Genomic DNA, 12,620 nt, shown 5'->3' with positions numbered 1-12,620 from the left:
CCCTTAACCGCGTGGAGTCGCAGCAGCCAGTTTCACAACCGAACCCGGCGCGACCTTGGCAGGTGCGACTTGGGGCAGGTTGCTGGCTTCCAGCGCTTGTCGTTGTTGTGCGAGTGCCGCGAGGGTTTGTTCACTGGCCATCGGGATCACTTCTGGCGTGACCGGCGAACCAGGGCGTACCCGTTGCAGACCCTTGACGATGACGGTGTCATCCTTGCTCAGGCCGCTGCGGACGATGCGCAAACCTTCGATCTTCGGACCCAGCTCGACCGAGCGGTAAACCGTTTTGTTGTCGGCATCCATCACCAGCACGAACTTTTTACCCAGATCGGTACCGACCGCTTCGTCGTTGATCAGCACGGCGGAATAGGTGCCGCTGCCGACCAGTTTCAGACGTGCATACAGACCAGGGGTGTAGGCGCCGTCGCTGTTGTCGAACACGGCACGACCGCGGATGGTGCCGGTTTTCGGGTTGACCTGGTTGTCGACGAAGTTCATCACGCCCTGGTGTGGGTTGCCGTCTTCGTTGGAGAGGCCGAGGTAAACCGGGGTGGTTGCACCGCGTTTGCCTTGGCGAGCGAGCGCGGTGTATTTGAGGAATACGCGCTCGTCGGCGTCGAAGTAGGCGTAGACCTTGTCAGTGGACACCACACTGGTCAGCGCGGTGGTATCGGCGGTCACCAGGTTGCCGGCGGTGATTTCCGCACGGCTGACGCGGCCACTGATCGGCGCGGTGACACGGGTGAAGCTCAGGTTCAGTTTGGCCAGGTCCAGTTGCGCCTGGAGGGCACCGACGGCGGCGCGGGCTTCTTGAGCAGCGCTGGTGCGCGAATCGGCCAGCTCGGCGGAGATCGCGTTGCTGGTGCGCAGACGTTCGCCACGCTGGGATTCGTTTTCGCTGCGGGTGGCGTTGGCGCGGGACTGGGCAACCAGGGCTTCGAGGCGGCGAACCTCGGCCTGGAACGGACGTGGGTCGATCTGGAACAACAGGTCGCCTTTCTTGACCAATGCGCCTTCAGTGAAAGCCACTTCATCGATCTGGCCAGAGACCCGTGGACGGATTTCTACGGTTTCCGGCGCTTCAAGGCGCCCGGTGAATTCGTCCCACTCGTTAACCGGTTGTTCCAGCACCTTGGCCACGCTGACCTTGGCTGCGGGCATAGTGGCGGCCGTGTCCGGAGTCTTGCCGCAGGCGCTCATCACCAGTACGGCCAATAGGGCCAACGGGAAGCGTAAATGTTTGAGTGATTGTTCCATGGATGCATCCGCCAATGTATTGAGAATGGACGGATGATGCTCGGCGAGGATGTATCGCACGAATCGAATGAGGCAAAGGTAACTATCATTCGGAATGATATAAGTCCGATGCAAGCTCTCTAGCGTGCACCTTTCGTTAGGCGGCTATCAATTAGATTAATGACAATTCAGTGTTGTGGGGAATGCAAAGGTTCAGCTTGAGACCGCGTTGCGGCCTATCGCGAGCAAGCTCGCTCCCACACTGGATCGGTAACGGACACAAATCCCCTGTGGGAGCGAGCTTGCTCGCGATAGGGCCAGAAGCCCTCATGCAAAATCAGGATCAAGCAAGGCTATCCGGATCCCCGAAAAACATCTGAATCCTCGACCGCAGCCAACGCTCGCCCGGATCATTATCCTGCGACCCACGCCAGGCCATGTGCAATTCAAAACTGCGCACTGGCAACGGCGGGTCTTCAGCCCGCACGCCGCCGGCCGCCGTCAACGCTTCAGCCGTGTAATCCGGCACGGTCGCGACAATATCGGTCCCGCTGATGAGTGTGCTGAGTCCGTTGAACTGCGGCACTGCGAGCACCACATGTCGTTTGCGCCCGAGCTTTTCCAGCTCTTCATCTATAAAGCCGCTGAGGTCGCCCGCGAAGGACACCAGTGCATGAGGCCGTGCGCAGAAATCATCCAGGCTCAACGGCCCTGGCACCGTGTCGGCCCGCAACAGTTTTGGCATGCTGCGGCGCAGCACTTTGCGCTTGGCGTTGGCCGGCAGGTCGGCGGTGTAGCTGACGCCGATGGAAATTTCGCCCGAGGCCAGCAGGCTCGGCATCAGGATGTAGTTGGCCCGACGCACCACCAGCACGATCCCCGGTGATTCGGCGCGCAGGCGCTTGAGCAGCATCGGCAGCAACGCGAACTCGACATCGTCCGACAGACCGATGCGAAACACCGCGGTGCTGGTGGCCGGGTCGAATTCCGCTGCACGACTGACCGCGGTGGAAATCGAATCCAGTGCAGGAGAGAGCAGGGCGAAAATTTCCACCGCCCGGGCGGACGGTTCCATGCTGCGGCCGGTACGCACGAACAACGGATCATCGAACAGCCCGCGCAGGCGCGAGAGTGCCGCACTGATGGCCGGCTGGCCGAGGAACAGTTTCTCCGCAGCGCGGGTCACACTGCGTTCGTGCATCAATGTTTCGAAAACGATCAACAGGTTCAGGTCGACACGACGCAGGTCATTACGATTCATCTGGAGTCCTGGCAGAGTCATCAAGCTTGACGAGAGCGGCCATATGAGAACAATGGCCGGCATGAATATTAAGGGGAAAGGCTGCTACTCTGCACCGAGTAATTCAGTTTTCCTGAAATGGCTGCTTCGGTTTTCACGGCATTTGATGATGTCACCGGCGCTGCGGAATCAATGACAGGCATGTCGACTATTAATAGCCACTGATAGTCTTGGGTAGAAAGCCCAGATAGAGTTCAGGGCATTAGAGGTTTCTTTGACGAGGTTTGTGATGTCCCGCACGATCCGTTTTCACAAGTTTGGTCCAGCCGAGGTGCTCAAATGCGAAGAGCATGCGGCCGCTCTCCCTGCGCCGGGCGAAGTGCAGGTGCGCGTCGAGGCGATTGGCATCAGCTGGTACGACATTCTCTGGCGCCAGAACCTGGCCTCTTCCCACGCTCGACTGCCTTCAGGCCTTGGCCATGAAATGTCCGGTGTCGTGACGGCGGTCGGCGAAGGCGTCGATGATCTGGCAGTCGGCGACAAGGTCGCCAGCTTCCCGGCTGAAAGCCCCAACGATTATCCGGTCTACGGCGAGCAGATCGTTCTGCCGCGCTCGGCACTTACCCGTTACCCGGACGTGCTCAGCCCGATCGAAGCCAGCGTGCATTACACGCCGCTGCTGATCGCTTACTTCGCTTATGTCGATCTGGCACGGGTCAAACCCGGGCAATTCGCCTTGGTGACCGACGCCAGTCACTGTGCCGGTCCGTCCTTTGTACAACTGGGCAAGGCTCTGGGTATCCGGGTCATTGCGGCGACCAAGACGGCGGAAGAGCGTGAGAATCTGCTGTCCCTGGGTGCCGAGAAAGTCATCGTCACCGAAGAACAGGATCTGCTGATGCAGATCAACAAGATCACCGACAACCGCGGCGTGGACGTTGTGTTCGACGGTCTCGGCGGTCCACAGATGTCGTTGCTTGGCGATGTGCTTGCACCTCGCGGCAGCCTGGTGCTGTACGGCCTGCAAGGTGGCAACCAGACGCCATTCCCGGCCTGCGCAGCGTTCCAGAAGAACATCCAGTTCTTTGTGCACTGCATCGGCAACTTCACCGGCAAGCCTGAACTGGGCATCATCCAGGACCAGGTCGCACTGCAACGCGCCTTGCGCGACATCAACCAGATGACTGCCGACCGCGTGCTGCTGCCGCTCAAGACTCGGGTCTTCCCGTTTGCCGAGTTTGTCGAAGCACACCGCTACATGGACGAATGCCCATGCCGCGAACGGGTCGCCCTCCAGGTCGAGCCTGCATAAGCCCTTCATGTAAGCCCCCTCTGCAAGAGTCCGTGCCCCCACGGACTCTTCTGTTTTCAGCACCTGCCAAAATGAGACGTCCCATTGCCCCGTCAATGGGTCAGTTCAGCAACTGAACTGGTTTTTGCTCTCAATCTGTATCTTCTAATCATCATATAAGCCTTGATAATTGAATGATCACTTTCATCTCAAGGAATGAGTCATGGCTGGGTATCAGGTTGATACTTTTCAATACACACTGTTAATACATATCCGACCAATAGTTCGTCGTTGCGCAGTTGCCAAAAAAACATGGGTGACTTCTTTCTCTATTTCTTGTGCTAATTGTCTGTGGGACGCTGTCGGACATTTCCTAGGATGTCGCTCGCAACCGCAAGAGGCCGGCTCTACAGGGCCTGGCGGCCACCTGCCTCTGGACGGAGCAGGGGAGACCTCCAGTTATTTCAAATAATTACTAAAAGCTTAAGTGCTAGCATTTGGCAATAACGTCCAGTACTTCAATCGTGGCAAGCAACCCATTGCGCAATGCGTGTCGTTGTTGGTGCGATATCGAACTTAAAAGCATCAGGTAAATAAAGATGACCAATATCCATGTCCAAGCGATGAACTATGTCTATCAGCAAGTGCTGCAGCGATTGCTGAGTTTCTTTTCGCGCGCCGAACGCACGGCATTGCAGCTGATGATTCAGCGACTGGTGGTGGCCGCCGGGGGCATGGAGCGTATTGGCGATTACAAAGTCTTGGCGATTCAGTCCGGGTCCCGTGACAGTTGTTACACCCTGGCGCTGCTGCGCGCTGCACAACTGAGTATCGCCGGCCGGGCACCTGCGACATTCCAGTTGCGAGTGGCATCCTTGCGCTTGAACGACGTAAGCCCGACGGCCCTGGAAAACATCCATCGCAGCTACAGCGCCTTGTTCCTCTACGACGATCCTCGGGTCGAAGTGTTGATGGTCGATAACCGGGAAGTCCTGCCGTTCAACCACCTGACGCCGGTTTCCGAAGGCGGCCGTGAGTCGAATCGGCTCAATCTTTTGATGGTGGGCCATCGTCGCGCCTGGAACGGGCCGCTTGATCTGTGGGACGACGGGTATCTGGCCACCGGCGAGTTCTATGGGCAAATAGCTCGTTGGGACAGCGGTGTCGATGCATTGATCAGTAGCGATTCACCTCGTCAGCAGAAGCAGTTTCTCGACGGGTTGAAACGTGCTGCCGCCAAGGCCGGGCTCAAGACCTCGAATCACCACGAAACCGGCTATGAGGCGCTTTTCGCGCTGCTCGATGAACTGGGCAGCGACTGCTACCGCGCTTTTTATGCTGAGCATGAGCAGGTTGCGTGGCGTCCGGCCGAACGATTTGAGGCCTGTCGTCGCGCCACGTACATCGACATTCACGACATGCTGGTCAGCAACCTGGAAGAGCGTTGGCCGCTGCTCACAGAGTTTCTCGGTTTTCAACCTGACGAACTGGCGGCCCAGCTCAGCGACAACGAGTACGTCAGCCTTTCTATCTCTGCACACATGCGGGGTTTGCAGTCGTGCTTCGTGCACGACCGCGGCTACGAGACGGGTGTCGCCGAATACCTGCAACGGGCATTGGTGATGATGCGGCGCAAACAACTGGCGGAACGGTTGTGTGAGCAAGCGGTAGAGGCGTTCGGCAATCCGGCAGCGTTGGCCGAGCAGCGTGTGCTGGCAGCGGCCGAGGCTCAAAAAAACCTTGGCCTGAGCGAGGCTCAACTGGTGTGCCTGCTCTTTTCACCTTTCGTCGAGAATGGCGCGGCGCTTGAGCGTTTTCTGCGCCAGTGTCACCCCGGCATGCTCGTGGCGATGCCTGATTTGCACCGGGCAATGCAGGGCAATCCGGTGCCGGAGCAGGTTCTGCAATGGATGATTGACGTCAGCGGATTGCCTGTCAGCTTGATCGGCAAGCTTTACCGCATGGGCCCGGTGTTTGCGGATGAGGGTAGGGCAGGCGCCCCGGAACTCGGCGGCGCGGGTTTGCAAGCCGAAGCAGCCGACTATGACGACGACACGGCTGTGGCGGATGAATGGTCAGCGGGGCGCTGAAAGTGTCTGGTTTGACGGACTTCTCGACGATGCGTGATGACGTTCACATGGCATTCGGCCCTTGCCCATGAAAGGGCCACGAGAAACTGACTTCGCGTATCAGGCGGTGTACCGATATCTGACTAACCTGATCAACGAACCGGTCAGTGACACGCGAGTCCGTCTGCCTTCGTTGCGACAGTTGGCGGAGCGTCTGAGCGTGTCGATCTCGACCATTCAGTACGCTTATTCGCTGCTGGAGAAGGAAGGGCGCGTTTATTCGGTGGCCAAGTCTGGCTATTACGCGTTACCGGTGTCCTCCATCAGCATGCTCAGCAGTGGCAACGACCTGCTCGAAACCGTTTATGTCAACGCCAGACGTCCAGGAATGCTGGTCTTGAGCGCCGATGAACCGGCGTTGTTGCAACCCCTCGACAGTCCGTTGTTACTGCTGGAGCGAGAACTGCTGCGCCAGTATCCGCGTCAGCCGCAACCGACATCGCAACCTTGCGGCGAGCTGGAGTTGCGCATTGCCTTGGCAGCGCGCTACACCACCTCGCCGCTGCGCTGCTGGCACGCCGACGATGTCTATATTGGCGCCGACCTGCGTGGCGTGCTGGAAATACTGATCGCTGTGTTGAATCTCAAGGACGCCACGGTGTTGGTCGAGTCGCCCTGCGACTGGGCGATTCTGCGGTTGCTGCAGGCTGCGCAGGTGCGAGTGATCGAGCTGGCGGTGCAATCCAGCGGTGGCCTGGACGTCGAATGGCTCAAGGAGTTGCTGGAGACCGAGCCGGTGCGGCTGGTGATGGTTTCATCCGGGCTGAACATGCCGCGAGGCAGCCTGGCACCCGACGACAACCGACAAGTCGTCGCGCACTTGCTGGAGCGACATGGCAGTTGGGTGTTGGAAAACGACTGCTACGGCGAACTCGGATTCGAACCGGACGGCCAGCGGTTTCGCGACTTGCTGGACCCCGATCGGCTAATCGTGTTTTCCACCTTCGAGAAAATCATCGGACCGGAGGCGCCATACGGCTATCTGCTGTCGCGGCATTTCAGTGCTGAACTGCAACGGTACTTTCTGCTGCGTTCGTTCCGCTTGTCACCGATTCGCCAGAAAGCCATCGCTCGCTTGTACGGCAACGGACGTGTCGATCAGCACCTTCAGGTATTACGGCGGATGCTCAAGGACCGCAAGGTGCAGATGACTCAGCTGTTGCAGGAGCGTCTGGGAGATGCCTTGCACTTTGTCGAACCCCAGGGCGGTGCAACCATCTGGGTTCGTTCGCTGCGCCAGGTCGATGTACGTCGCGTGTTTCAGCGCCTGCTCAAGCACCAGGTGGTGATCGCGCCGGGAGAGCTGTTCAGTCTCCAGGGCTTGCATGCGCAACACTTGCGCCTGAGTCACACCTTCGGTGGTGATCACGACCTTGCCGCGGCAGTGGGCTTGTTAGGGGACGCCTTGCGTATGGAATCGATCGATTGAACGGGGCCACACACCCTGCGTGACACTCATGGATCGATCCCATCGCGTTGCGGTCAAACTGCCAGTAAACTGCGTTCCTATTCCTGAACCACTCGACTTCAGAGGTTTTGCATGACACTCAGTCCTTTTGCGGGCAAACCGGCACCGGTAGAACTGTTGGTCGACATCCCGCGACTGGTAACGGCCTATTACACCGGCCAGCCCGATGCCGCCATTTCGACCCAGCGCGTAGCTTTTGGCACGTCCGGGCACCGAGGCAGCTCGTTCGACTTGAGTTTCAACGAATGGCATGTTCTGGCGATCAGCCAGGCGATCTGTCTGTACCGCGAAGCCCAAGGTATCGATGGCCCGCTGTTCGTCGGCATCGACACCCATGCGCTGTCCACCCCGGCCGGCGCCAGCGCCCTTGAAGTGCTGGCCGCCAACGGTGTGACAGTGATGATCGCCGAAGGTGACGAATACACCCCGACACCGGCCATTTCCCACGCCATTCTCTGCTATAACCGCGGACGCACATCGGGCCTGGCGGACGGCATTGTCATCACGCCGTCCCACAACCCGCCACAAAGCGGTGGCTACAAATACAACCCTACCAACGGTGGCCCGGCCGATACCCACATCACCAAGTGGATCGAAGCCAAGGCCAACGAACTGCTGAGCAACAAGCTCGCCGGCGTCAAACGCATCAGCTACGAGCAGGCGCTGAAGGCCAGCACGACCCATCGTCACGATTACCTCAATACCTACGTCGCCGACCTGATCAACGTGATCGACTTCGATGTCATCCGTGATGCCAAGCTGCGTCTGGGTGTCGATCCGCTGGGCGGAGCAGGGGTGCGCTACTGGTCGGCGATTGCCGAACATTACCGTCTGGATCTGGAAGTGGTCAACAAACAGGTCGATCCGACCTTCCGCTTCATGACCGTCGACTGGGATGGTCAGATCCGCATGGACCCATCGTCCACTCACGCCATGCAGGGCCTTATCGGTCTGAAAGAGCGTTTCGACGTAGCATTCGCGTGCGACCCGGACCACGATCGCCATGGCATCGTGACCCCGTCCGGTGGTTTGCTCGCGCCGAACAACTACCTCGCCGTATCGATCGATTACCTGTTCCAGAACCGCCCGCAATGGCGCGCCGATGCGGCCGTGGGTAAAACCGTGGTCAGCAGCGGCTTGATCGATCGCGTGGCAAAACGTCTGGGTCGTCGCCTGTACGAAGTGCCGGTCGGCTTCAAGTGGTTTGCTGACGGCCTGTTCGACGGCTCTCTGGGCTTTGGCGGCGAAGAAAGCGCCGGTGCTTCGTTCCTGCGCAAGGATGGCAGCGTCTGGTGCACCGACAAGGACGGCTTGATCCCGGCACTGCTGGCCGCAGAAATGACCGCCCGCACTAGCCGCGACCCAAGTCAGGCCTATCGCGCCTTGACCGATGAGCTGGGCGAGCCGTTTTCGGTGCGCGTCGATGCCAAGGCCAATCCTGAGCAGAAGGCACTGCTGAGCAAATTGTCGCCGGATCAGGTCACTTCGACCCAACTGGCGGGCGAAGCGATCCAGAGCATCCTCAGCCATGCACCGGGTAACGACCAAGCGATCGGTGGTCTGAAAGTCATGACCGAGAACGGCTGGTTCGCGGCGCGTCCGTCGGGCACTGAAGACATCTACAAGATTTACGCTGAAAGCTTCGTCAGTGACGACCACCTCAAGCAATTGGTGGCAGAAGCGCAAACACTGGTGGACGGCGCGATCTCTGCGAAGTAATCCAGAATGTAAAAAGGGGCGGCCATGACGGTCGCCCCTTTTTTTGTCCGCGTTTACCCGATCAAGCGAGGTCCACCAGGACGATTTCACTGTCTTCGATGGCGGTCACCCGCAACACTTGCTCATCGGCAACCGCAATACCGTCTCGAGCTTGTGCACGCAAGCCATTGACTTCAATGACGCCAGTAGCCGGTACCAGATAGGCGCGACGGCCATTGTCCAGGCGATATTCGGCGGATTCACCGGCCTTCAGGTTCGCGGCCACTAATCGGGCATCGGCTCGAATCCGCAGGCTTTGATCGTCGCCGGCCTTGCCGCTTGCCAGTGTCAAGAAACCTTCGCGCTGGCCTTTGGGGAAGGGCTTGGCGCCCCAGGACGGTGCCAAACCGGTTTCGTTCGGGATAATCCAGATCTGGAAGATCTTGGTCTCTGTCGCTTCCAGGTTGTATTCACTGTGGGCGATCCCGGTACCGGCGCTCATGACCTGAACGTCGCCCGCTTCGGTACGCCCCTTGTTGCCCAGGTTATCTTCGTGAGTGATTGCGCCTTCACGGACATAAGTAATGATTTCCATGTCCCGGTGCGGATGTTTCGGGAAACCGGTGCCAGAGGCAATCACGTCGTCGTTCCACACCCGCAGGTTGCCCCAGTTCATGCGTTTTGGGTCATGGTATTCGGCGAACGAAAAGTGGTGATGGGCATCCAACCAGCCATGGTGGGCGCCGCCCAGGGATTTGAAGGGTCTGAGTTCAAGCATGATCGTCTCCTGAAAAGGTTCGTCATGGGGCAGAGCGCCTGAGCCACGAAACGCGAACCGGTGGTTGATGGCGAGCATCATCTATCAGGCACTGATCGATAAAAAGCGTAAAAAATGCCTCAATACAATCGAATAATTTGATATCAAACAACCTCGAAAGATTCTCACCCAACCTTCACTTCATCGCATAAGCCAATGACCTGTAAGCATTTCACTAGAACTGAACGGCAAATGCAGACACCATAGCCCTCAACAGACCCTGGAGTCAGCCCGCGTGCCGCAACACACTCCCGATCTTCCTCCTGAACTTCGTCCCCTGACCGAGATGCCGCTGCTCAAGCGTCTGGCCGCCCGGTTCTTTGGTCACGGCCTGACGCGTCTGCGCGCACAACACCGGGCATCCTGGCTGCACGGCCAGGCTGACGGCTTTCGCAGTGGGCACAGTGCCGGGGTGGATTACGGCTATAAGGAAGGCAAACTTGAAGGGTTGGAAGAAGGCCGGCAGGTATTGCTGATCCGCGACTCACGCTCGACCGAACACCGGCCGCCCAACGTTGACGAGAATCTGTTCGACGATTGGCGTCTGCCGTTGAGCGCCGAGTTGAAGAAGCGTATGAAGACGGATGTCGCTCGCTTGCTGCCACCGCATGCCCAGCCCAGCGCCGCGCAGTGGAAAATGATCTTCAGCGACACGCCCTCGACCTCGGTGATTGCCGGCGCGGGTGCGGGCAAGTCGACCACGTTGGTGTTGCGAATTTTGCTGCTGACCCATTATCTGGGGTTCGAGCTGAGTTCGATGACGGTGGTGACCTTTACCCGTGAATCGCGCAAAGACTTCATCAACAAACTGATCGAGCTGTTTGCACTCTGGGATCGGTCGCTCAGTTTCAAAGAGGCGCGTGATCTGGTGCGCACCTTCCATTCGCGAATCCTGCCGATGGTTCGAAGCTTGCCGGGGTTCGAGCGGCTGCAAGCCTTCGAAAACCTCAGTCACCGTCCGCAAAACGGCGATGAGGAGGTCGATAGTAATCCTTTCGACCTGCGCATCAACGACGCCCAGCGCCAGCAACTCAACGCTTGCTATCACAGCCTGCACACTCGCAATGAGCGCTTTCGCGAATTGATCAAGCCCTTGTCCCGTCACGCGCTGCAACTCAAGGAGCTGGAACGCGATCACCCGGACGTGCAAAAGCGCATGGCTGTGACCGAACTGGCCGCCAAACGCGACGAGGAGCTCTGCGACGCTATCGAAGATTTGTGGTTTCGTGCGAGCGCCTGGCCAATCAAAGGCATCGAGCCGAAGCGCCAGACGTTCGATATCAACGGCTCGACATTTCATTGTCATGGCTATATTCCTAGCCTGGACGCTTGGGTGGTGCTGGGGTTCGATCCTCGGGAAAACCCGCAGGTCAGCCGCCCCAATGCCAAATTGAGCGTGCGGGCGGAATGGGCGGTCAAGCGCACCCTGTTTCAAGCTTTCTGTCGTAAGCCATTGATATGGCTGGATAGTTACGAGTCATCAAAGCGAGTATTGGCGTCCCTTGGAGGCGATGCCAGTGCCGGGCCGGGCTTCGATTACAAGGTCAAGGGCGAACTCAGCTCTGCGCCGTTACTGGACTGTTTTGTCGCTGCCGCCGGATTTATCGAGAACCTCGGCCTGGATGTACCCAATGCCGTGGGCCAGATGAGTTTTGCCAAGGACGACCCCGACCGGTTTTTCTTCGAGGCCTTGAGCCTGTACTGGCGAGCGCTGGAAGATCATCTGCTTGATCAGAAACCACCGGTGATGACCTACAACCGGATGTTCGCCTTGTTCAGCGAACATTCGCCGGAAAACCTGAAGCTGCTGACCGATGAGCTGCTCAGGCCGATGTCGCACTTGATGATCGACGAATTTCAGGACGTATCGCCGCAGATCGTTTCCTGGATTCGCGCGAGCCTCACGGAAATCCGCAGTCGCGGCCCGGCCATGCACGTGGGGCGCGGCGCACAACGTTCGTCGTTGCTCTGTGTCGGCGATGACTGGCAGTCCATCTATGGCTGGCGGGGCAGTTCGCCGACGTATTTCATGGAATTCAACAAGGAATTCCCTTCGCCGAGCACGACCAAGGTCATGCTCAGCGACAACTACCGCAGCCATCAGCACATCATCGATGCCGCCGAACACATCGTTCGTGCGGCGCCGGCGATCGCTGGCAAGAAGGCCAAGGCCAGTGGCGAGCCGAAGGCATTGCTGCCGGTTAACGTTCTCGATCGTGACGATCAAGGCATGGCCAAACGCCTGATGGAGCACTACAGAAAGGGCGATTCGATCTTGATGCTTTATCGAAAAAGTAGCGATAAGTCATTGATAGAAGAACATATTCAGTCTGTAGTTAATGTAGATTCTAGCTTGCCGTACGAAGCACGACGGCTGAAGCAGCTGACGTATCACAGCGCCAAGGGACTTCAGGCTGACGCCGTGTTCCTGTTGGGTGATTGCCAGCACCTGACCAGTTCGCCGTACAAGAACCAGGTCTATCGCATGGCGGGTCTTGGCAAGACAGGCGACAGCGAAGCGTACGACAGCGCACAGAAAGACGAGATCCTGCGACTGGCTTACGTCGGCATCACTCGGGCGGTGAGTCATTGCTATTGGTATGTCGATGGGCAAGACACCCAGGCAGCCAACCTGCCTAAAGCTTCCGATCGGATCGGCAAAGGCAAAGTGTTCTTTGCCGATCACCGACTGGGCAAGACATCGGCGTGAACCTTAAGATATCGTCGCACACAAAAAAGCC

General features: G+C 58.4%; 8 protein-coding genes. 5 read left to right on the top strand and 3 right to left on the bottom strand.

Annotation, left to right across the window (positions count from 1 at the left end):
* Positions 1 to 3: 3 nt before the first annotated feature.
* Both mexE and ACMXYH_RS15970 read right to left on the bottom strand, forming a co-directional pair.
* Positions 4 to 1,257, bottom strand: coding sequence for a multidrug efflux RND transporter periplasmic adaptor subunit MexE (gene mexE / locus ACMXYH_RS15975; protein ID WP_129444243.1), 1,254 nt, complete (start codon positions 1,255 to 1,257; stop codon positions 4 to 6).
* 322 nt (positions 1,258 to 1,579) lie between these two features.
* Complete coding sequence (locus tag ACMXYH_RS15970) at positions 1,580 to 2,497, bottom strand: LysR family transcriptional regulator (protein ID WP_008156370.1); 918 nt, start codon at positions 2,495 to 2,497, stop codon at positions 1,580 to 1,582.
* Positions 2,498 to 2,765: 268 nt separating this feature from the next.
* On the opposite strand from ACMXYH_RS15970, the gene ACMXYH_RS15965 reads away from it, so the two are divergent.
* From ACMXYH_RS15965 to pgm, 4 genes are all read left to right on the top strand, one after another.
* Positions 2,766 to 3,788 carry a zinc-dependent alcohol dehydrogenase family protein gene (locus ACMXYH_RS15965; protein WP_056743735.1) on the top strand — a complete coding sequence of 341 codons (1,023 nt, stop codon included), beginning with the start codon at positions 2,766 to 2,768 and terminating at the stop codon, positions 3,786 to 3,788.
* 578 nt (positions 3,789 to 4,366) lie between these two features.
* Positions 4,367 to 5,857 carry a hypothetical protein gene (locus tag ACMXYH_RS15960; protein WP_129444241.1) on the top strand — a complete coding sequence of 497 codons (1,491 nt, stop codon included), beginning with the start codon at positions 4,367 to 4,369 and terminating at the stop codon, positions 5,855 to 5,857.
* A 67-nt stretch (positions 5,858 to 5,924) separates the two neighbouring features.
* Complete coding sequence (locus tag ACMXYH_RS15955; RefSeq protein ID WP_415764087.1) at positions 5,925 to 7,325, top strand: PLP-dependent aminotransferase family protein; 1,401 nt, start codon at positions 5,925 to 5,927, stop codon at positions 7,323 to 7,325.
* A 111-nt stretch (positions 7,326 to 7,436) separates the two neighbouring features.
* Positions 7,437 to 9,083, top strand: coding sequence for a phosphoglucomutase (alpha-D-glucose-1,6-bisphosphate-dependent) (pgm, locus tag ACMXYH_RS15950; RefSeq protein ID WP_415764086.1), 1,647 nt, complete (start codon positions 7,437 to 7,439; stop codon positions 9,081 to 9,083).
* A gap of 61 nt (positions 9,084 to 9,144) precedes the next feature.
* Here pgm and ACMXYH_RS15945 read toward each other — a convergent pair whose 3' ends face one another.
* Entirely contained in the window at positions 9,145 to 9,840 is a 696-nt protein-coding gene (locus ACMXYH_RS15945) for a pirin family protein (protein ID WP_415764085.1), read from the bottom strand.
* Positions 9,841 to 10,114: 274 nt separating this feature from the next.
* Here ACMXYH_RS15945 and ACMXYH_RS15940 point away from each other — a divergent pair, with 274 nt between their 5' ends.
* Positions 10,115 to 12,589 (top strand): UvrD-helicase domain-containing protein, encoded by a 2,475-nt coding sequence (locus tag ACMXYH_RS15940; protein WP_415764084.1) that lies wholly within the window; start codon positions 10,115 to 10,117, stop codon positions 12,587 to 12,589.
* Positions 12,590 to 12,620: the final 31 nt, after the last annotated feature.

The organism is Pseudomonas frigoris, assembly GCF_047758635.1.
Lineage (GTDB): Bacteria > Pseudomonadota > Gammaproteobacteria > Pseudomonadales > Pseudomonadaceae > Aquipseudomonas > Aquipseudomonas frigoris.
The sequence above is the reverse complement of the archived record's forward strand: the minus strand, read 5'-3'. Positions and strand labels throughout refer to the sequence as shown.

Excerpts from the sequence above, each read along its gene's own strand:
- mexE (WP_129444243.1), bottom strand. The coding sequence starts at position 1,257 with ATGGAACAATCACTCAAACATTTACGCTTCCCGTTGGCCCTATTGGCC.
- ACMXYH_RS15970 (WP_008156370.1), bottom strand. The coding sequence starts at position 2,497 with ATGAATCGTAATGACCTGCGTCGTGTCGACCTGAACCTGTTGATCGTT.
- ACMXYH_RS15965 (WP_056743735.1), top strand. The coding sequence starts at position 2,766 with ATGTCCCGCACGATCCGTTTTCACAAGTTTGGTCCAGCCGAGGTGCTC.
- ACMXYH_RS15960 (WP_129444241.1), top strand. The coding sequence starts at position 4,367 with ATGACCAATATCCATGTCCAAGCGATGAACTATGTCTATCAGCAAGTG.
- ACMXYH_RS15955 (WP_415764087.1), top strand. The coding sequence starts at position 5,925 with ATGAAAGGGCCACGAGAAACTGACTTCGCGTATCAGGCGGTGTACCGA.
- pgm (WP_415764086.1), top strand. The coding sequence starts at position 7,437 with ATGACACTCAGTCCTTTTGCGGGCAAACCGGCACCGGTAGAACTGTTG.
- ACMXYH_RS15945 (WP_415764085.1), bottom strand. The coding sequence starts at position 9,840 with ATGCTTGAACTCAGACCCTTCAAATCCCTGGGCGGCGCCCACCATGGC.